Below are 20,454 nucleotides of genomic sequence, written 5' to 3'. Positions count from 1 at the left end.
TTTAAGTTAACGCCGTCTACTATTATAACGGCTACGACCACGTGCCATTCCTCCGAGTGCATTTAAAACCGCCATTTTACTCATACTGCCAGAGACATGGGCATGACAAATTGCAGCTGCCAATGCATCGGCAGCATCGGCTTGAGGTTTAATACTTAAGCTTAAAATGCGCATCACCATCATTTGTACTTGTTCTTTATCTGCCGCACCATAACCAACGACAGACTGTTTAATTTGTCGAGCTGTATACTCAGCTACTTGTAAATCCAGATTGACCAATGCAGCAATAGCGGCGCCACGGGCCTGACCTAGTTTTAGTGCAGAATCAGGATTTTGTGCCATGAAGACTTGTTCCACTGCGGCTTCGGTCGGGCCGTGAAATTTTACAATTCGTTCAACGCCTGCAAAAATTCGCTTTAAACGTTCCGGTATATCCTGACTTTCAGTGCGAATAGTGCCTGCATCGATAAAACGCAGCTGACCGCCATCTTTTTCAATGATTCCATAACCCGTAAGACGTGAACCAGGATCAATTCCTATAATTAATGGCATAACAGACTTTAAAAATAAAAGATTGCCCATATTGTTACATAACAGCATTAAAAAATCTTGATCCGCGTAAGATCACTGGTTAATACTGCTGCAAACATTTATTTTTGAGATAGATAAGTTTTACATGAATTTATTATTGATTGTTGTTTTTGGCGCGATTCTCGAAATTGCTGTATGGATTGGTATTGCCCAATTTGTTAGCGGCTGGTACGTGTTTTTCTGGTTTATTATCGCATTTTTTATCGGGTTAAACATGCTGCGCTCCAGTACCTCTGGGATTATGCCCCAATTGCAGCAAATGCAAATGACAGGGCAGATCGGTACTGATCCCGCTGTAAGCAAGAAACTTGCGATGGCGATGGCAGGTTTCCTATTAATGTTACCCGGTATTATCTCTGATATTTTAGCTGTGCTAATTTTAATTCCTGCTGTGCAACGAATTTTCCAGAATGCCTTGATGAAAACTATGGCAAAACGCCAGCAAGCCATGATGGACAAAATGATGGGGGGCATGATGGGTGGTGCAAGTGGTCAGGCTGGGCAAAATCCTTTTGCTGACATGATGCGTCAAATGCAGGATATGCAAAATCAACAATCTAATGATCAGTATCGTGATTCCAGTGTGATTGATGGGGAGGCTCGTGAAGTAACGCCAGATCGCAAGAAAATTGAATATAAAGACAAAGACTAAAATAGGTTTGATGTTCTGTTATATAAACAAAGCCGAATAATTGATTCGGCTTTTTATGGTTTAAATTAATGGTTTTCAAACCGCTGCTTTAAAAGAGGATGCCGTGGATTTACGATAATTTGCACCCCGATGCCATTCGGGTAAATGTGCCTTTGCATTAAATAATTTTTCTCTTAACGTTCCTTCGCTATATTGCTTTGGATAAACCCCGCGCTTTTGTAACTCAGGGACAATAAAATTGACAACATCCTCAAAAGTTTGATGCGCTAAAATATAAGCAAGATTAAAACCGTCTATATCTGTGTCTTCGACCCACTGTTGTAATTCATCGGCGACTGTTTGTGCAGATCCAACCAAAACAGGACCATTACCACCGACCCCAACCCAGTTCGCAATTTCTTCAATTGTCCAGACACGATCTGGATCTGCATTAACATAAGAATCAAGTAAGGACTGAATAGCATCTGTCTGAATATACTCAACTTTATCTTTGGATTTGTAATTTGAAAAATCGACGCCTGACCAGCCAGATAATAAAGTTAAAGCCCCATCATAACTGGCATATGATTGATATTCTTTAAATTTTAATTGTGCTTGATGATCAGTTTCATCAGTAACAATAGAGAGTAGGGCATAAATTTTGGCTGAATAGGGGTCACGACCATTGTCAATTAATTTTTGACGAATACTTTTTACAATACTCCGAGTCGCCAATTTGGATGGCGCAGCAATAAAAATACATTCGGCATTTTGACTAGCAAATGTTTGACCGCGTCCCGAAGCGCCCGCTTGATATAAAACTGGTGTACGTTGAGGTGAGGGTTCACAAATATGAATCCCTGGAACCTCAAAATATTTTCCTTTATGTTGAATTGGATGGACTTTAGTTGAATCTGCAAAAATACCTGTTTTTTTGTCTGCTAGAACCGCATCATTTTCCCACGAGCCTTCCCAGAGTTTGTATAAGACTTCCAGATATTCATCTGCGATATCATATCGTTGATCATGGCTTATCTGATCGGATAGACCTAAGTTTTTAGAACCACTGGCCAGATATGACGTTACAATATTCCAGCCGACACGGCCCTTGGTCAAATGGTCAAGCGTACTCATACGCCGTGCAAAAGGGTAAGGATGTTCAAATGAAATAGATGTGGTGACTCCAAATCCTAGATGTTTAGTGACTGTTGCCATAGCCGGAACGATTTGCAAAGGATCATTAACAGGTACTTGAACAGCACCAGACAAGGCATGATGCATATTTTGATGATATACATCGTAAATACCTAAAACGTCAGCCAGAAATATGCCATCAAAAATACCCTGTTCCAATATTTTGGCTAGATCCGTCCAATAGTCTATATCCTTGTATTCACGTGAACGATCCTGTGGATGTCGCCATAAACCAGGAGACTGATGGGCGATACAGTTCATTTCAAAAGCATTAAATCGAATTTGTTTTGATTTTGTGGCTGGCATAAGGTCGCTCTTTCGGTATAACTGCAATTGAGCTTAAGTCAAAATTGCACCGTTCTTTATATTGATTAGTTTTGAGCTTTAAAGATTTTTTTAAATAAAATAATGTGATTTGCTAAGTTATAAAATATCTACCTGCTCGATCTTATTAATAAATTCTAACTTTCGTAGTCTACTATTGTTTTGACCAACAAGATTATAGATAGTTTAAATGTTTATTTAAAACAGGTGTTTAGATTTAAATTGTGCTAATTCAAAAGGATGGTCTCTGGTTTCAATTTAATGATTCGCCTCAATTATTTTTTATGGGTATAATTTGGGCTATTTGTTTCATCTACATCAATATTAAGTGATTCTAATTTCGTATTGGGCTGATATCTATTTGAAACAAGTGTGGTTTTTTCATTCTCAGACTCTCGATATTTTCGGCTACGGTTGGCTCTTTCGCGAAAACCACCTTTATTAATCAGTTGAGTCATCTTAATTAACCTGTGTAATGCTATTAATAAATTTTAACAATATTTTTATGGATTATTCTATTTTTTATGTACTATTAAATGTAAGAATATAGATATGTTTATGATAAATAATGAGTTTCCTCGTTAAATAATTCCATTGAAATCATCTTCTATTTCACATAGTATAAAAATATAAGGCCTAAAATGATTTAGCTGTAGCTAAACAGACATAGAAAAACAAGCTTAGGGTCGTGTGGGAGGATTACTATGCTATACCAATATCACTGTGCATGTTGTAACAAGGTCGTTGCATCCACGGATAAAGAATGCCCTTATTGTGGTTCACAACATATTCGCAGTCCGTATGGATGGTGGATTTTTTGTCTTGTGGGATGCCTCGCCGTTGTTATGGTGTTCAAAACTGTGCAATTTTATGTACAAACGCATGAGACAGATACGCCAACACAAAAGTCGATACTGGATGTGCTAAATTCTAACGATAAAAAAACTAACTAGACATGTTAAATTTAGGGAAATAAATAAATTTTTAGCTGCTTGTGTTAATCAGTTTACATAAAAACAAACCCGCAAATGCGGGCTTGTTTTGTATAGAAAGGGTAGTCTTTATAGACCAGCAGCATCTTTAAGAATATCAACTTTATCGGTTTTTTCCCAAGTAAACGCATGATCAGTGCCTTCGCGACCAAAGTGGCCATAAGCAGCCGTTTGCTTATACATTGGTTGTAACAGGTCTAACATACGGGTTATCCCGAATGGACGCAAATCGAAATATTCACGCACTAAAGCAATAATTAGCTCATCATCGACTTTTGCTGTATTAAATGTATTGATTGAAATAGAGGTGGGTTCTGCAACACCAATAGCATAACTTACCTGAATTTCACATTTATCTGCTAAACCTGCCGCCACAATATTCTTGGCAACATAACGGCCTGCATAGGCAGCAGAGCGGTCAACTTTTGATGGATCTTTACCAGAAAAAGCACCACCACCATGACGAGCCATACCGCCATAAGTATCAACAATGATTTTACGACCAGTAAGACCACAGTCACCAACAGGACCGCCAATTACAAACATACCCGTTGGATTGATGTGAAACTTTGTGCCTGCATGGAACATGTCAGCTGGAATAACAGGTTTTACAATTTCTTCAATCACGGCTTCTTTAAGCTGAGTTTGAGAAATTTCAGGGTCATGTTGAGTGGAAAGAACAACTGCATCCAAACGTACAGGACGACCATTTTCATAAGCAAAGGTCACCTGGCTTTTTGCATCTGGACGTAACCAAGGTAAAACACCTGAACGGCGTAATTCAGCTTGACGTTCCATGAGGCGATGCGCATACGAAATAGGCGCAGGCATAAGCACGTCAGTTTCACGACTCGCATACCCAAACATTAATCCCTGATCGCCAGCACCTTGATCTTCTGGTTTTTGACGATCGACACCTTGAGCAATTTCAGGAGATTGTTTACCAATCATATTGATCACAGCACAGGTTGAACCGTCAAAGCCGAGATCAGAATGGTGATAACCAATTCCATTGACGGTCTGGCGTACGATTGCTTCGAAATCAACGTTCGCTGTTGTTGTAATTTCACCAGCAAGAACCACAGCACCTGTTTTTACTAATGTTTCACAAGCAACCCGTGCATATGGGTCTTCTTTTAAGATCGCATCCAGAATCGCATCACTAATTTGGTCAGCCATTTTATCTGGATGGCCTTCGCTTACAGATTCCGAAGTAAAAACAGCATACTCGCGCATGAAAGTCCTATCACAGTAATTTTAAAGACATAATATGTTACATCGACTTGCCCTTTAGGACTAGCTTAACCTGATTAAATTGCGTGAATTTATTTACTTTTTGCCTTGTTTTATCTGATATGCGTATGAGTAAAATTTATATAGAAGCGATAAAACAACCCATTAATGTCATTTTTAGTCTTTTATATTTAAAATAATATTTTGATTTATAAAATAATTTTTATTTATCTTGCAGATTTTATAATATAAACCTTCTTTTTTTATTGAATACTCAACATTTGATACGATATCGCAATAAAAATAAAATATAAAAGTAGAGGTGAATTTAATTCATTATTTTTAGGAATAGATGATTAAAATTCTTTTTTGTTGGTGCGGAATTTTTTACATGTGAAATACAGGTAAAATTAAGCATTTTAAAAATTATTTAATAAATTTAAGTAACTGATTAATATTGTTTTATATGGCTATTTTGAAGGCGTGAAGATTGTATGGCGTGAGGGCGGATAAGAAAAAGCGATATTAATTCAAATCTATCGGTACGCGATTTACAAGGATTCAGCCAAAAGTGACATATAAAAGTACGGAAAATCACGACATAGGCTTTACCCGTGCATGTTTTTTTAAGACAATATAGCCTGCTTTTGAATCCCGATTCATGCTCATCTTTTTTATTCTATCGATTTATTTGGACGCTGACCTATGACGACCCCTTTAAACGAACGTCGTGTTGCAAATGCAATTCGTGTATTGGCTATGGATGCTGTACAACAGGCAAATTCAGGCCATCCTGGTGCGCCGATGGGTATGGCAGACATTGCAGACGTCGTTTGGCGTGAGTTTTTAAACCATAACCCAGCTAATCCTCAATGGGCCAATCGCGATCGCTTTGTGTTATCAAATGGTCATGGCTCAATGTTGCAATACGCATTGCTGCATTTAACAGGCTACGATGTTTCAATTGAAGATATCAAGCAATTCCGTCAACTACATTCTAAAACACCAGGTCATCCTGAATTAGGTTATGCGCCTGGTATTGAAACTACAACAGGTCCTTTAGGTCAGGGGATTGCCAACGCGGTAGGTTTTGCATTAGCTGAAAAAACATTAGCAGCACAATTTAACAAAGCTGATTTAACAGTAGTGGATCATTATACGTATTGTTTTCTAGGTGATGGCTGCTTAATGGAAGGGGTTTCCCATGAAGCATGTTCTTTGGCTGGAACATTAGGTCTAGGTAAACTGATTGCCTATTATGATGACAATGGTATTTCTATTGATGGTGAAGTTGAGGGCTGGTTCAGTGATGATACCGAGCAGCGTTTCAATTCATACGGTTGGCAAGTGCTACGCGCCGATGGTCATGATGGCGATGCTATTCGTCAGGCAACGATTCAAGCACAGGCTGAAACGTCTAAACCTACCCTCATTATTTGTAAAACCATTATTGGTTTAGGTTCTCCGAATAAACAAGGTAAAGAAGACAGTCATGGTGCGCCGCTTGGTATAGATGAAATCAAGCTAACTCGTGAAGTGTTAGGTTGGGAAGATGAATCTTTTAGTATTCCTGCGGACATTTATGCCCAGTGGGATGCCAAAGCAAAAGGCCAACAAGTTGAATCTGCTTGGGATCAGGTATTTGCAACGTACCAAGAAAAGTATCCAACTGAAGCTGCTGAATTACTACGTCGTATTTCTGGCGATCTACCTGCTGATTTTTCTGCAAAAGCAGATGCATTCATTGCAGAAACGAATGCTAAAGCTGAAAGCATTGCTACCCGTAAAGCGAGCCAGAATACCTTGCAAACCTTTGGGCCATTGTTGCCTGAGTTATTAGGTGGTTCTGCTGACCTTGCAGGTTCTAACCTGACTTTATGGAAAGGTTGTGTGGGCGTTCAGGACAATCCTGCGGGTAATTATGTGCATTATGGTGTACGTGAGTTTGGTATGACTGCCATTGCCAATGGTGCTGCCCTACACGGTGGTTTTATTCCTTATGTAGCCACTTTCTTAATGTTTATGGAATATGCGCGTAACGCAGTGCGTATGTCTGCATTGATGAAGCAACGTGTGATTCATGTTTATACCCATGATTCTATCGGTTTGGGTGAGGATGGTCCAACCCACCAGCCTGTAGAGCAAATTGCATCATTACGTTCTACACCGAATCTCAACACTTGGCGTCCTGCGGATACAGTTGAAACGGCCATTGCGTGGAAAGCATCTTTAGAGCGTAAAGATGGTCCATCTGCATTGATCCTGTCTCGTCAGAATCTAGCATTTCAGACTCGCACTGAACAGCAAATTCAGAATGCTGCAAAAGGTGGCTATGTATTGGCTCAGGAAAAAGGTGAGCTTAAAGCCATTATTATTGCCACGGGTTCAGAAGTCGAATTGGCGATGAATGCTTATGCGCAACTTGAAGGTGTACGAGTGGTCTCTATGCCATGTGCAGAAGAATTCATGAAGCAGGATGCTGCGTACCGTGAGACCGTCCTGCCTTCCAATATCCGCGCTCGTGTTGCAGTTGAAGCAGCACATGTGGATTATTGGTGGAAGTTCGTCGGTTTAGATGGCAAAGTGATTGGTATGACTACTTATGGTGAATCTGCGCCAGCCAAGGATTTATTTAAGTTCTTTGGTATCACAACTGACGCAGTTGTTGATGCGGTTAAATCTTTAACTGCTTGAACTAATTTCAGCAAAGCATAGAACTCTGAAAGCCCAGTCGATCAAAAGATTGACTGGGTTTTTTTGATTCAATATTTCTGTGCTATATTTTTTTAAAGCATGAGTCTCATTGGATATTACTATGAAATTTTCATTTGTCGCGCTGGAAGGGGAAACAATCACAGGGGAATGCGAATTTATTCTCAACCCATCACAATATATGTCTAACGCATTGGCTATAGATATTAAGAACTCTACAGCGTTGGATGGGGTGTTGGGTGAATTTAGTTTTTATCAAAAGTTAGGGAATGATACTGAAAATACTGTGTCAAGATTTGCCGTTGATAATGAAAACAATGTATTTCATAGTGATAAGCTACCTGATTTCGTTCAAATTGGAAGTCATTGGCAAAGGATTGACTAATTTTGAATAAATACAGGAATGTTTATTTACCCTATTAATTTCATACAACTTTTCTCAGAGAATATTTAATTGATTTTTAAATATTCCTGAGCGATTTAAATGTGTATTCCAATCATTGGGTGTGAAATCAAAATGTCATGTCCGTCTGAATCGAAATATTCGAGGTTAGAATTTTATGGACAGGGCAGCTTTCAGCAACTTTTAATAAACGTTTATGCTGGTCTTCTGTAAATTCACCTTTTAATATTATTTTGCGTTCAATATTATTTTGCCCTGTTTCTGGGGGACCGTTCGGATTCATTGTTAAATTAACGTGGACATGTTCAAGTTTGATACCTTTATGATTCGCATACATTTCTAAAGTGATCGTCGTACATGCACCCAAGGCAGAAAGTAAAAGCTGCACTGGATCAGGGGCGGTATTTTGCCCGCCTTTTTCGATCGGTTCATCGGCATACCACACATGGCCAGAAGGATCGGTAAGGGTGACACGATAGGGCGTTTGAGTACTTTTAGCTTGAACAATGTCTAACATACAAGAACCTAAATGAAGCAATAAAATATATCTTTAACATAAAAGAGGCTGAACTTGTTGTCATTTTGTATGTAGGAATATTCTTCTTAAAGTTTTTTAATTAGTTTATCTAAACAAATATTGATTTTTATTAACTTTATTTAATTATTTTTGATATTATGCTCATTATTTTTTGATTTTGTTAAGTAATTTTAATTAAATTGATATTGTTGCATGCTTGCAACAATTCGTCTTATAAATAACAGTGTATTAAAACCAGCAAAGTATAAACTTACCATTATTCACTGAGTAGGAAAAAAATCATGCGTTTAAAAACATTATCATTTGGTTTAGCGATTGCAGTAGCAAGTTCTTTCACCTTAGCTGCGCCAGTAGATTATAAAATTGACCCAACCCATACAGCGACAGTATTTTCATGGAACCACTTTGGTTTCTCTACACCAAGTGCAAACTTTAGCGATATTCAAGGGGTGATTAAAGTTGACAATACAAAACCTGCAAATTCTTCTGTAGAAGTAACGATTCCTGTAAGCAGCGTCAACACAAACGTAGCGGCTTTGGATAAGGAGTTTCAGGAAGAAGGTTGGTTTAATGCAGCGAAATATCCAAATATTACATTTAAAAGTACTAAAGTTGAGACAAAAGACAAAAAGCATTTCAAAATTACAGGTAATTTGACTGTTAAAGGTATTACTAAACCAGTGGTATTGGATGCTGTGTTAAATAAACAAGGTGAACATCCAATGGCAAAAGTACCTGCGATTGGTTTTAATGCAACCACTTCATTTAATCGTTCTGAATTTGGTATTGGAAATTACGTACCTAATGTTGGAGATAAGATTACTGTAAATATTACAACTGAAGCAGAAGCTGCTAAGAAATAATATTTAAAAAATAAGGGCTTATATGGTATTTTATAAATATTGTATAAGTCTTTTTTATTGCCTACACATTCTAAAAATTGATTTATTTCTTTAAACTGAAAATTAAAGAATCAAACTATAAAAATAAGTGATAAAAACGAACTAAATAAAAATTTTTAGATAAATACTAAATAAGTAAACTTAACTAAAATAGAAGGGGAAGTCTCAGATTGAATTCACTATTCTAAATAAATGAATAAAGAATAAATGTTCATTAGTGTTTGATTAAAACTTACATAAATAGTTAAAGTCTTAGTTCTAAAATGGATTTTGTAAATCCGATCTAAATGAATACCATTCGGCTGATCATTAATCAAAAAAAGCTGATGAGCTATATTTTCTTTTACAAGGGCTTCCAAATAAGATACTAAAATATTTTGAGAAACATTGGACTCAACTTGATCAAAAAATTTTTGATCAATGATGAAGTATATTTTTTTTATTAACTCCCTTGTTAGCGAAGGAAACAGGTCATCCCTATTTTTCTCTGAATTATCTTTGTAATTGGGATTATATAGCACAGCTACATGTTTCAATATTTCACCAACATTTGCATTATTTACGTTTGCTAAGACAACAAATGTAATTCCATCCTGATCATAGCGTTGTAGTGCTGTTCGGAATCCTTGCCATGAGCCCTCATGTCCTATGATCAATTGGTTCTGATTATGATGTTGAATATCCCAACCAAAACCATAGGGATAACTTTGACCATTATTTAAGACAACAGGACTTAAAATTTGCTTCCATGATTCTTTAGATAAAATACGTCGAGACGCAACAATATTATCCCATTTAAGGTAATCTTCTAAAGATAACAATAAGGATCCTTCTGCTAGGGTATTGGCTGAAGCAGAGATCCATTGCTGATTTTTTATTTCTCCCAGAATATTTTCATAACCTGCTGCTCGATGCATAACAATATCAGTATCGTTAATGATACATGCACTATGCATACCGGCTGGATTAAAAAGGCGCTGCTGTAAAATTACTCCATACTGTTTGCCAGTAACTTTATTAATTATAAAGCCTAATACTGAATATCCAGTATTACTGTATGACCAACGTTCGCCAGGCAAAAACTCAATGGGTGCTGCATAATAATATTCAAGATATTCATCGTCTGTGAATTCCTGTTTAATATCTATATCAATGGCACCTAAACCTGATGTATGCGTTAGTAAATGTCGTAGTGTGATGGTTTGCCAATGTTTAGGTGCAGTCGGTAAATAGGCTGTAATGGATTCATCAAGCCTTATTCTTTTATCTTCAACCAGCAACATGACTGCCATAGCAGTAAACATTTTTCCGATAGAGGCGGTTTGAAAAACGGTATTCGTTAAAACAGGCACATTATGCTCTATATTAGATAAACCATATCCTTGCATAAAGACAGGATGACCATTTTGAAAGATACCAACAGCGATTCCTGGTATATTCTGGCGTTTTAGTTCGGCATAAATATAGTTGTCGAAATTATTCATACTTCTAATTAAAATTTGAGTTGATAATAATATTCTTCTTTTAGGATTTTACCCGTAAAAATAAAACCAAATGAAGTATACAAATTTTTAGCTATTACATTGTGATCATCAATCATAATGTTTACAGTTTTAATCCCATCACGCTTAAAAAAATCCAAGATAGAGGAAAAAGATTTTCGGCCATAGCCTTGTCCTAGAAATTTATAATCAATCATAAAACGGCAAACTTCTACTTCATTAGAAGAAGAAAAATGTTTATACATAAAAAAACCAATTAAAGTTTCATGATTATATAAAGCTTTGGGTTTACACTCAGGATAATATTTTGATTCAGCCAGAGAAATAGCATTGCAGCAGATAAAGTCTTCAAAGATGGTACCGATACCATCTTTATTACTTGTTAATTCACAGATATCAAAGCAATTATCTTTATCTACTTCACATATTTTAATCATAAAACTCACTTTAAATTATTCAGTAGGAAACATCATTCATGTGATGCTCGGAGGTATAATAAAATTATGTCCATATTCGATAAAAAGTTAATGTCGAAAAAATGACCAATTTCACTTCATTTGGCTAATTGTATAATTAAATTCATATTGAGTGTGTATGTGTTAAGTTTAAGTTTATAAAAACTGATTAAAAGTGAAGAATTACAATGAAAATTTTAGTTGTGTTTTTAAAGTTCATTTAATTTGTCTATAAATTAGAATTCTATATTTATTTTGATATTTTAATTAAAGTTTAAATTCTATTATTTGGATTTTTATGAGGAGATCACCCTAAATATTACCCTCAAAGATCAAAGTATGATGAAATAATAATTTACAGTTTGACGAATGCATTCATGTAATTAAAAGTCATCATCAGTTTTTTTATTTTGTAGAATAGCAATGAAATAAAAATAATCAAATCACTTGATAAGAGGAAAACCAATGTTAGGCCAATGTTTATGTGGAACAGTTAAATTTGAGGTAAATATTCGCACAGAACAAATCGCCGTTTGTCATTGTTCTATGTGCCGCAAATGGGGTGGCGGGCCATCTCTGACTTTAGAAGTAGTAGATCATTTAAAAGTGACTGGTGAAAAATCAATTGGAAAATACGCGTCTTCCGAGTGGGCAGCTCGATATTTCTGTAAAGAATGTGGCACAAATTTATATTACAAGCTGAATGAGCGTGACTATTATAGTGTAAATGCTCAGCTTTTCGAGTTGCCCGATCACGCAAAAATTCATCTGGAGATTTATACCGATCACAAGCCTGCTTATTATCCATTTTTATCTTCAGCCAAACGGATGACGGAACAGGATGTAATTGACTTATTTTCTTCTGAAAATTAAAGACGGCGGTAAGGCTTTGTTTAATTTAATAATTGAATTTGCTTTAAAAATCGTTTAACCACATGGTACGCCGCATGTTCAAGATTTTGGGCATGCAATGCATTTTCTTCACGTAATTCGGGAATTGAGAATTTAGCTTGGCGTAATTCGCAAGTATGGCCAATGAGCCAACGTTCAAACATATCTTCTGCAACTTCAATATGAAATTGTAACGCCAGTACATGCTGCTCAATAGAAAATGCCTGATGAGGATAAAGTACAGAACTGGCCAGTAAAGTGGCATTTTCAGGCAAGTCAAATGTATCACCATGCCAATGCAAAACAGCAACACCTTCCAGCGGTTCAAGAATATTATGAGTAATGTCGTTGATTTCTAGCTCACCCCAGCCTATTTCTTTTTGATGACCTGCATAAACTTTGGCATTTAGTGCTCTGGCAATTAACTGCGCACCAAGGCAAATTCCTAAGGTCGGTTTTTTATCTACGAGGCGTTGTTTGAGTAATGCAATTTCTGGGGTCAGAAAAGGATAATCTTGTTCTTCATAAACTCCAATGGGCCCACCTAAAATTACGGTTAGCCCCTCATATTTAAGTGCCGGAGCCAGATCATCTACACCCGCCTCAAAATAGCGAATACGAAAACCTAACTGATAAAAAATATCTTCTAATGAACCTAAATCTTCAAAAGCGAGATGCTGAATAGCGTAAATAGTTTTGGAAAAGGCGTGATGAGTCATAATAGATTCAGTATTGCATCGACTAGGTTCACCTTAAGCCAAAACAGCAAAAAAGAAAACTGGAATGTTTCTTTAGCGTAAAAGAAAATACAGATCGGCTTTTGGATGATCAATGATAAAAACAAAGTGACAATACAAATTTTTAAAGAAAATTTTAAGATATTTATTTTTTTCAAATATCTATCTTATTTTTATTCTAAAAAAATAGAGGCGAATAAATCACCTCTATTTCGTCTCTGGTAAAGAATGCTTTTAGAAAAAGCCCATTGGCTTGGTTGAATAACTGACCAATAAATTTTTGGTTTGTTGATAATGGTCGAGCATCATCTTGTGGTTTTCACGTCCAATACCAGATTGTTTATAACCACCAAAAGCAGCATGAGCAGGGTAAATGTGATAACAATTGGTCCAGACACGACCTGCTTCAATCGCGCGACCTGCACGATAAGAAGTGTGCGCAGAACGTGACCAGACACCTGCCCCTAAACCATAAACGGTATCATTGGCAATGCGTATAGCATCATCAAAATCCTTAAATGTGGCCACGGACAGAACAGGGCCGAAAATTTCTTCCTGAAAAATCTTCATACTGTTATTGCCTTTGAAAATGGTCGGCTCGATATAGAAACCACCATCGACATCATGACGTGCATCACCACCCGTGAGTAATTGTGCTCCTTCATTACGACCTGTATCAATACAGCCAATAATTTTGTCAAATTGTTGCTTGGATGCTTGTGCGCCAATCATAGTTTCTGTATCTAGAGGATGTCCAGTTTTGATCTTTTTAACACGTTCAATGGCCATTTCAAGGAAACGATCAGCAATACTTTCCTGAACCAGTGCTCGAGATGGACAGGTACATACTTCGCCCTGATTCAAAGCAAACATGGCAAAGCCTTCTAGGGTTTTTTCCAGAAAATCATCTTTTTTATCCAAAATATCTTCAAAGAAAATGTTGGGTGATTTGCCGCCAAGTTCTAACGTGACTGGAATAATATTCTCAGTCGCATATTGCATGATTTGTTGACCGACTTTGGTGGAGCCCGTAAATGCGATTTTTGCAATGCGCGGGTTAGTTGCCAGTGGGCGACCAACTTCAACCCCATAACCATTCACAATATTAAGAATGCCAGCAGGTAAAAGATCCTGAATCAGTTCAACTAAGACCAAAATACTGGCTGGGGTTTGTTCCGCAGGTTTGAGTACAATACAATTACCTGCAGCTAAAGCGGGTGCAAGTTTCCACGCAGCCATCAAAATTGGGAAATTCCATGGAATGATTTGGCCGACCACTCCTAAAGGCTCGTGAAAATGGTAGGCGATAGTATCTTCATCAATCTCAGAGATGCCGCCTTCCTGAGCGCGGATACAGCCTGCAAAATAACGGAAATGATCAATCGCCAATGGAATATCGGCAGCCAGTGTTTCACGAACAGGCTTACCGTTATCCCATGTTTCAGCGACTGCCAACATTTCCAGATTGGCTTCAAGACGATCTGCAATTTTTAATAATAAATTTGAACGTGTTGTTGGAGAGGCTTTATTCCACTGTGCTTTAGCCTTATGAGCAGCATCTAGTGCTAATTCAATATCTTCCGCACTTGAGCGCGGAATTCTTGTAAATACTTTGCCATCGACAGGAGAGATATTTTCAAAGTATTCTCCTTTTACAGGGGCAACCCATTGCCCATCAATAAAATTTTCGTATTGAGCTTTAAATTGAACTTTTGAAGCAGGTTGATTAGGATCGATGTAACGCATATAAATATTCCTTTGCTTATCATTGATATACATATCAAATTTGAAGCTTCTACAGCTTTGGTATAAGGTACTTTTGTACGCTATAGAGTTAGCATATAAGACGGAAGGTTGGAGAAAGGTTGGAGACCATGACAATTTTCAGGGAATATACAAATGGTTACAAAACAAAAGCTCAGGGAACAACGCAGTACTGTTGAGACACTTCGCCAAGAAAGCATTCTCTCTACCCAACAGGCGGGTCAACTCAATGAAAGCATCGCCAGTTCTTGGCAACGCTCAGTTTCTGCGGCGATTCCAAAAGAGCGATCTGCTGCGCCATTATTATCTTTAGCGCAAAAGCAGCCCTCTGCACTTGATATTGCCTTGCAGTATTGTGGCAATGACCTTAAGCATGTTGCTGAACAGTCATCTATGGTGATTGCGGTAGGAGATGTGGGCAGTACCATTATTTGGACGGCTGCCAGTCAACAGATGCGTAGCGCTGCTGAACGTGTCCATTTTGTCGAAGGCGGGCAATGGGGTGAGGAAATGGTAGGTACTAATGCATTGGCTCTATCGATCAAAACTCGCCAATCCAGTTGTGTTTTTTCCAATGAACACTATATGCAGTCAGTACAAGACTGGGTGTGTTATGCCGCTCCTATTATTGACCCTCATTCCAGGCAATTACTGGGTGTGATTGACTTATCCACGACATGGACCAATCATAATTCATTAGGTATTTTAGCCGCTGAACGCTGTGCATCGATTATCCAAACAGCTTTGCAAGAACAACAACGTCAACAATTATATATACGTGCGTTTTCTATTCCACAAGTGTTATTCAATGGAAAAAATTTAGTACTTACACCTCGTCAGATTGAAATTTTGAGTATCTTGGTGTTGTGCCCGCAGGGTTTAAATCTGGAAACTTTGCATCAGGCTCTTTATGGTGAGCGTAAAGTCAGTATGGGAACCTTAAAAGCTGAGATGTCACAGTTACGGGATGTGCTGGGAGGCATGCTGGGTTCACGTCCTTATCGGTTATTGGCCCATGTCGAAGCGGATTTTTTACAAGCTGAAAATGCACTTGATTCAGGTTATGTATCATCGGCATTACAGCTGTACACAGGAGTTTTCTTGGCAAAGACCGAAAGTCCTTTTTTGTGCGCATGGCGTGATTGCCTTGAATCACGTTTAAGTGATGCAATTTTTAAGGCTAAAGAAACAGACATGTTACTTAAGCATGTGGCACGGTTTCCAGAAGCCATTGATGCGGTGGAACGCCTCATGGAGCTATTGCCACACGATCATCCAGCCCATCAGTCGTTAATTAAATATCAACAGGGACAAGGCTAAAACTCAAGGCATTTTGATTTTTAACCAGTCAAACAACTGCTGATAGACTTGATTGCGAATAGGCTCGGCAGATAGGATTAAATCATGCAAACCATGTTGAATGGTTTGAGTGGTGACGTCGCCTTTAATTTTCCTAGCATACTTTTCAATATCCTTTATTCCCAAAATCACATCACTTTGTGTGGCTTTTTTGCCCCAAGTTCTCGGATTTTTGGTCTGGTTCGAGTGCATAATCAGTGCAGGAATGGTTAATTTAACACCGCGATGAATTTCTTTTTGAGCAATATGAATGGCTCTAACAAAGCTCAATTGAACTTTTTTCATACTCGGTAGTTTCCAGTTTAGATCAAAAAACCATTCGCCATGAAAATTTTTATGCAAACTTCGTACATACCATTTGTTCAATCCACTTGGGAACTTCGCTTTCGGTAAATAACGACCCACTTGACTTAATAATGGAATACCGAACGTTTTCTTGAATACATTCATATTAAAATCATAAAAGGGGCTATTTGCCCAGAGTGCCTTGATTAGAGGGTGGTTGGAATAGTGTGCTGCATATAGTGTCGCAATGAGTCCGCCCGTAGAATGTCCCGCTAACAGTACCTGACTGTGATGTTCTTCCTCAATAATCTTAAGGGCTTCGGTAATTTCAGCGTCATATTCATTTAAATCGAGGACATTGAATAAGATTTGGTGGGGTAGATGAGAACGTCCATATTTTCTCAAATCCAGCGCATAAAAATCATAGCCATGCTGATTGAATTGTTCGGCCATTTCGGTCTGAAAAAAATAATCAATAAAGCCATGAATATAAAGAACTGCTTTATTTGTTGATGTCGTTGCTTTCTTGCGTATTAACGTTGCAATAACTTTACCCTCATAATCATCGGGAAAAGTTAATGTAAGCTGTTGATAGTCATCACCTAAAACATCTGGAGTATATGGATTCATATTTTTATTCATTGGTTTTTAATGCATGAAATCATCCTTGTATGAAAATATGATTTTGTCAATCAATGACAAGAAAAAAGAGGGAATATCTTGGAGGAATATCCCCTCAAGTGAGCAAGCCGATTGGAGAGAGAAGCTTGCTCTGAGGTAAAAAGGTGGAGTTTGTTCTTGATTTAAAGCGAGGTAAAATTAAAGTGCCGCTTTGAAAATGTCCACGACCTGTGCATGAGTTGCCTTTCGTGGGTTGGTGAGCATACACGCATCTTTCTGAGCATTTTCTGCCATAATCGTCAGATCTTCAGTTTTAACTCCTAATTCTTTTAGACCAGATGGGATACCAATCGATGTTGATAATTCACGAATCGCTTCAATCGCCGCACGAGCAGCCTGATTTCTGGTTAAACCTTGTGTTTGAACGCCCATCAATTCAGCAATGCGGGCATAGCGTTCAGGGCAGGCAATCAAGTTAAACTCACAAACATGCGGCAATAACACAGCATTACATACACCATGAGGTAAGTTGTAGAAACCTCCTAATTGATGTGCCATAGCGTGTACATATCCTAATGAAGCATTGTTAAAAGCCATTCCTGCCAAATATTGGGCATAGCTCATGGCATCACGTGCTTCCAGATTTTCACCATTGGCAACCGCAGGGCTAAGCCATTCACTAATCATGGAAATAGCCTTTTCTGCACAGGCATCGGTAATGGGATTGGCTGCGGTTGAAACATAAGCCTCGACGGCATGAGTCAATGCGTCCATACCTGTCGCAGCAGTCAAACTTGCTGGCTTAGCAACCATGAGTTTCGGATCATCAATCGCAATAAGAGGCGTACAACGCCAGTCAACAATGGCCATTTTGACATGTGTGTCAGTATTAGTAATGATACAGAAACGTGTCATTTCTGAGGCTGTCCCCGCTGTTGTGTTCACCGCGATTAATGGCGTCATTGGAACTTTACTTTTATCAATGCCTTCATAATCACGAATATGTCCACCACCCGCAGTCACTAGACCAATCCCTTTGGCACAATCATGTGAAGAACCGCCACCTAGTGAGACAATGAAGTCACAATGATGGTCGTTATAGGCATCGACACCATTATGTACATTTTTATCGGTTGGGTTAGGTTCTGCACCCGGGAAAATATGACTATCTACCCCTGCATCTTTTAAATATTGAGCAATGATATCTGCCACACCAAACTTAAAAAGACCTGCATCTGTGACAATGAGCGCTTTTTTTGCACCTAAATTTTGTGCCTTGATTCCGATTTCCTTGGCACAGCCTGGGCCAAAAAGGGAGACACACGGGATATAAAAACCATTTGTTTGGTCAGCAATATTTTTTAAAGCCATGGAGCGATTCCTTCTTCCATTTAGTCCATTTGTTATTACAGGTGATCTTCACCGTGAGCCTAGTATTCTGATTTGGCCATTTTTTTCCTACCTACCAAAAACCTACCAATAAATATTTTGTTTTATATATTTGAAATATATGTATTTTTATATTTTAAATAGCTTTCGGATTTCACTTTTGAATGAAAGTCGTTAAGCTATGGGCTGTTTTATTGAAATGATCAGGTTATGAAGCAAGAAACTGCACTGAAGTTATTAAAAGCGGGTGAAAATGTGTTTTTAACAGGTTCGGCTGGTGCAGGAAAAACATATACCCTCAATCAATACATCAATTACTTAAAAGCGCGTAAAGTACCCGTTGCGGTGACAGCTTCTACAGGAATTGCAGCAACTCATATGAATGGCATGACCATTCATACTTGGGCAGGTATTGGGATTAAAGATCATTTGAGTGAAGATGATCTCAAACGCATGAAAGAGCGTAAGTATTTAAAAGAACACCTTGAAAATGCACAAGTTTTGATCATTGATGAAATTTCCATGTTGCATGCCAAACAGCTTAATCTTGTCAATAAGGTCTTGAAATATTTCAAGGAAAGTGATGAGGCTTTTGGTGGAATCCAAGTGATTGTGGCTGGGGATTTTTTTCAGTTACCGCCTGTGGGTAAAAATGATGAACGTAATCGTGATAAATTTTGTTTTATGTCAGATGCGTGGGTCGAAGCCAAATTTCGGGTGTGTTATTTGACCGAACAGCACCGTCAGGACGATGAAATCCTGAATCGGATTTTAAATGCCATTCGTGCGCAAAATATTCAACGAGAACATACTCAGGCGTTGCAACAATCCCGTCAGCAGGATATTGGCGATACTTTTACCCGTCTTTATACCCATAATATGGATGTGGATAATATTAATTTTCAACATTTAAATGAAATTGAAAATGAAGGGCACCAGTTTAATGCAGTACTTGATGGAAATGAAAAGTTACTGGAAACTTTAAAATCCTCGGTTCGCGCACCTGAAGAACTCCTCCTTAAAAAACATGCCAAAGTAATGTTTGTAAAGAACAATTTTGATATGGGATATATCAATGGCAGTTTAGGCGAAGTGATTGGTTTTGAAGAAGATGATGAACACGGAATTTTACCTAAAGTGAAAATGACTGACGGAACTACGCTACTGGTAGAGCCAGAAACGTGGTCAGTTGAAAATGAAGCAGGAAAAAGTATTGCCAGTTTTCAGCAAATTCCACTTCGTTTGGCATGGGCAATTACCATACATAAAAGTCAGGGTATGACGTTGGAAGCAGCCGAAATTAACTTATCTCATACCTTTGAAAAGGGTCAGGGGTATGTGGCATTGTCTCGACTAAAATCTTTAACTGGTTTGCGTTTACTAGGTTTTAATGAACAGGCGTTAGAGTTGGATTCATTGGCTTTAAAAGCAGATAAACGCTTTCAGGAGTTATCACAAGAAGCGGAAAGCCATTTTGCAGAAACCGATTTAAACGATCAACATAAAGCGTTTATTCGGCATTGTGGTGGAACATTAAATGAAACCGAAATTATAAGAAATGAGAAAAAACTAGCCAAAGGCGAAAAGCAAAATTATGGTTCAGCAACACTGGATGAAACTCGTTTGCTATTTGAAGAGGGTTATGAAATTCAAGATATCGCCGTTGAACGTGGTTTAACGCCGGCTACTATCATTAACCACCTAGCAAGATTAAATAAAGAACAAGGACTCGATATTTCAGTGGCCCATCCTGGGGATGAAGTGGTTGAACAAATACGCAAATTATTTAAACGAGTTCAAAAAAGTAAAAGACCTGAGCATTTTAATGATGATGGTTCAATTAAGCTTAAACCGATTGTCGAGTTGACTAGTCCGCGTATGGGCTATGATCAGGTACGTTTAGCATTGTTATTTATTGAATAGGGGCACGG

The 20,454-nt window shown here is 38.0% G+C and carries 19 protein-coding genes; 8 read left to right on the top strand and 11 right to left on the bottom strand.

All coding sequences use genetic code 11. The annotated features are described in order from the left end of the window. Nucleotides 1–6: 6 nt before the first annotated feature. The gene (ruvC, locus tag IAE20_RS03265; protein ID WP_200481097.1) at nt 7–552 is read right to left on the bottom strand and encodes a crossover junction endodeoxyribonuclease RuvC; all 546 of its coding nucleotides are present in this window, start codon (nt 550–552) and stop codon (nt 7–9) included. Nucleotides 553–676: 124 nt separating this feature from the next. Between ruvC and IAE20_RS03260 the strand changes: the two genes are divergently transcribed. Then, the gene (locus tag IAE20_RS03260; protein WP_200459452.1) at nt 677–1,243 is read left to right on the top strand and encodes an FxsA family protein; all 567 of its coding nucleotides are present in this window, start codon (nt 677–679) and stop codon (nt 1,241–1,243) included. A 75-nt stretch (nt 1,244–1,318) separates the two neighbouring features. On the opposite strand, the gene IAE20_RS03255 is transcribed toward IAE20_RS03260, so the two are convergent. Next, entirely contained in the window at nt 1,319–2,722 is a 1,404-nt protein-coding gene (locus IAE20_RS03255; protein WP_200481096.1) for an LLM class flavin-dependent oxidoreductase, read from the bottom strand. A 293-nt stretch (nt 2,723–3,015) separates the two neighbouring features. Next, on the bottom strand, nt 3,016–3,198 hold the full coding sequence (locus IAE20_RS03250) for a hypothetical protein (RefSeq protein ID WP_200481095.1): 183 nt from the start codon (nt 3,196–3,198) through the stop codon (nt 3,016–3,018). A gap of 246 nt (nt 3,199–3,444) precedes the next feature. Here IAE20_RS03250 and IAE20_RS03245 point away from each other — a divergent pair, with 246 nt between their 5' ends. Next, entirely contained in the window at nt 3,445–3,693 is a 249-nt protein-coding gene (locus IAE20_RS03245) for a hypothetical protein (protein WP_200459449.1), read from the top strand. A 108-nt stretch (nt 3,694–3,801) separates the two neighbouring features. Here the strand turns inward: IAE20_RS03245 and metK are convergent, their stop codons facing one another. Further along, the gene (gene metK / locus IAE20_RS03240; protein ID WP_200481094.1) at nt 3,802–4,968 is read right to left on the bottom strand and encodes a methionine adenosyltransferase; all 1,167 of its coding nucleotides are present in this window, start codon (nt 4,966–4,968) and stop codon (nt 3,802–3,804) included. A 702-nt stretch (nt 4,969–5,670) separates the two neighbouring features. Between metK and tkt the strand changes: the two genes are divergently transcribed. Both tkt and IAE20_RS03230 read left to right on the top strand, forming a co-directional pair. Further along, nucleotides 5,671–7,659 carry a transketolase gene (gene tkt / locus IAE20_RS03235; protein ID WP_200481093.1) on the top strand — a complete coding sequence of 663 codons (1,989 nt, stop codon included), beginning with the start codon at nt 5,671–5,673 and terminating at the stop codon, nt 7,657–7,659. Between the two features lie 121 nt (nt 7,660–7,780). Further along, entirely contained in the window at nt 7,781–8,062 is a 282-nt protein-coding gene (locus IAE20_RS03230) for a hypothetical protein (RefSeq protein ID WP_200481092.1), read from the top strand. Nucleotides 8,063–8,189: 127 nt separating this feature from the next. On the opposite strand, the gene IAE20_RS03225 is transcribed toward IAE20_RS03230, so the two are convergent. Continuing rightward, nucleotides 8,190–8,597 carry an OsmC family protein gene (locus IAE20_RS03225; protein WP_200459445.1) on the bottom strand — a complete coding sequence of 136 codons (408 nt, stop codon included), beginning with the start codon at nt 8,595–8,597 and terminating at the stop codon, nt 8,190–8,192. 302 nt (nt 8,598–8,899) lie between these two features. On the opposite strand from IAE20_RS03225, the gene IAE20_RS03220 reads away from it, so the two are divergent. Beyond that, entirely contained in the window at nt 8,900–9,481 is a 582-nt protein-coding gene (locus tag IAE20_RS03220; RefSeq protein WP_200459444.1) for a YceI family protein, read from the top strand. A 218-nt stretch (nt 9,482–9,699) separates the two neighbouring features. Here the strand turns inward: IAE20_RS03220 and IAE20_RS03215 are convergent, their stop codons facing one another. Beyond that, complete coding sequence (locus IAE20_RS03215) at nt 9,700–11,004, bottom strand: serine hydrolase domain-containing protein (protein ID WP_200481091.1); 1,305 nt, start codon at nt 11,002–11,004, stop codon at nt 9,700–9,702. An 8-nt stretch (nt 11,005–11,012) separates the two neighbouring features. Then, nucleotides 11,013–11,459, bottom strand: coding sequence for a GNAT family N-acetyltransferase (locus tag IAE20_RS03210; RefSeq protein WP_200481090.1), 447 nt, complete (start codon nt 11,457–11,459; stop codon nt 11,013–11,015). A gap of 483 nt (nt 11,460–11,942) precedes the next feature. Here IAE20_RS03210 and IAE20_RS03205 point away from each other — a divergent pair, with 483 nt between their 5' ends. Beyond that, nucleotides 11,943–12,350 carry a GFA family protein gene (locus IAE20_RS03205; protein ID WP_200459441.1) on the top strand — a complete coding sequence of 136 codons (408 nt, stop codon included), beginning with the start codon at nt 11,943–11,945 and terminating at the stop codon, nt 12,348–12,350. 20 nt (nt 12,351–12,370) lie between these two features. Here the strand turns inward: IAE20_RS03205 and IAE20_RS03200 are convergent, their stop codons facing one another. Beyond that, entirely contained in the window at nt 12,371–13,087 is a 717-nt protein-coding gene (locus IAE20_RS03200; protein WP_200481089.1) for a glutamine amidotransferase, read from the bottom strand. A gap of 252 nt (nt 13,088–13,339) precedes the next feature. Further along, nucleotides 13,340–14,851, bottom strand: a complete 1,512-nt coding sequence (locus IAE20_RS03195) for an aldehyde dehydrogenase family protein (RefSeq protein WP_200481088.1) — start codon at nt 14,849–14,851, stop codon at nt 13,340–13,342. Nucleotides 14,852–15,004: 153 nt separating this feature from the next. Here IAE20_RS03195 and IAE20_RS03190 point away from each other — a divergent pair, with 153 nt between their 5' ends. Further along, entirely contained in the window at nt 15,005–16,189 is a 1,185-nt protein-coding gene (locus tag IAE20_RS03190; RefSeq protein WP_200481087.1) for a transcriptional regulator, read from the top strand. 3 nt (nt 16,190–16,192) lie between these two features. On the opposite strand, the gene IAE20_RS03185 is transcribed toward IAE20_RS03190, so the two are convergent. Further along, nucleotides 16,193–17,155 carry an alpha/beta hydrolase gene (locus IAE20_RS03185; RefSeq protein WP_200481086.1) on the bottom strand — a complete coding sequence of 321 codons (963 nt, stop codon included), beginning with the start codon at nt 17,153–17,155 and terminating at the stop codon, nt 16,193–16,195. Nucleotides 17,156–17,332: 177 nt separating this feature from the next. Continuing rightward, nucleotides 17,333–18,505 (bottom strand): iron-dependent methanol dehydrogenase, encoded by a 1,173-nt coding sequence (mdh, locus tag IAE20_RS03180; protein ID WP_200481085.1) that lies wholly within the window; start codon nt 18,503–18,505, stop codon nt 17,333–17,335. A 228-nt stretch (nt 18,506–18,733) separates the two neighbouring features. Between mdh and IAE20_RS03175 the strand changes: the two genes are divergently transcribed. Further along, entirely contained in the window at nt 18,734–20,446 is a 1,713-nt protein-coding gene (locus tag IAE20_RS03175) for an AAA family ATPase (RefSeq protein ID WP_200481084.1), read from the top strand. The last annotated feature ends 8 nt before the right edge of the window (nt 20,447–20,454 follow it).

Source organism: Acinetobacter sp. S54, from assembly GCF_016624945.1.
Lineage (GTDB): Bacteria > Pseudomonadota > Gammaproteobacteria > Pseudomonadales > Moraxellaceae > Acinetobacter.
The sequence above is the reverse complement of the archived record's forward strand: the minus strand, read 5'-3'. Positions and strand labels throughout refer to the sequence as shown.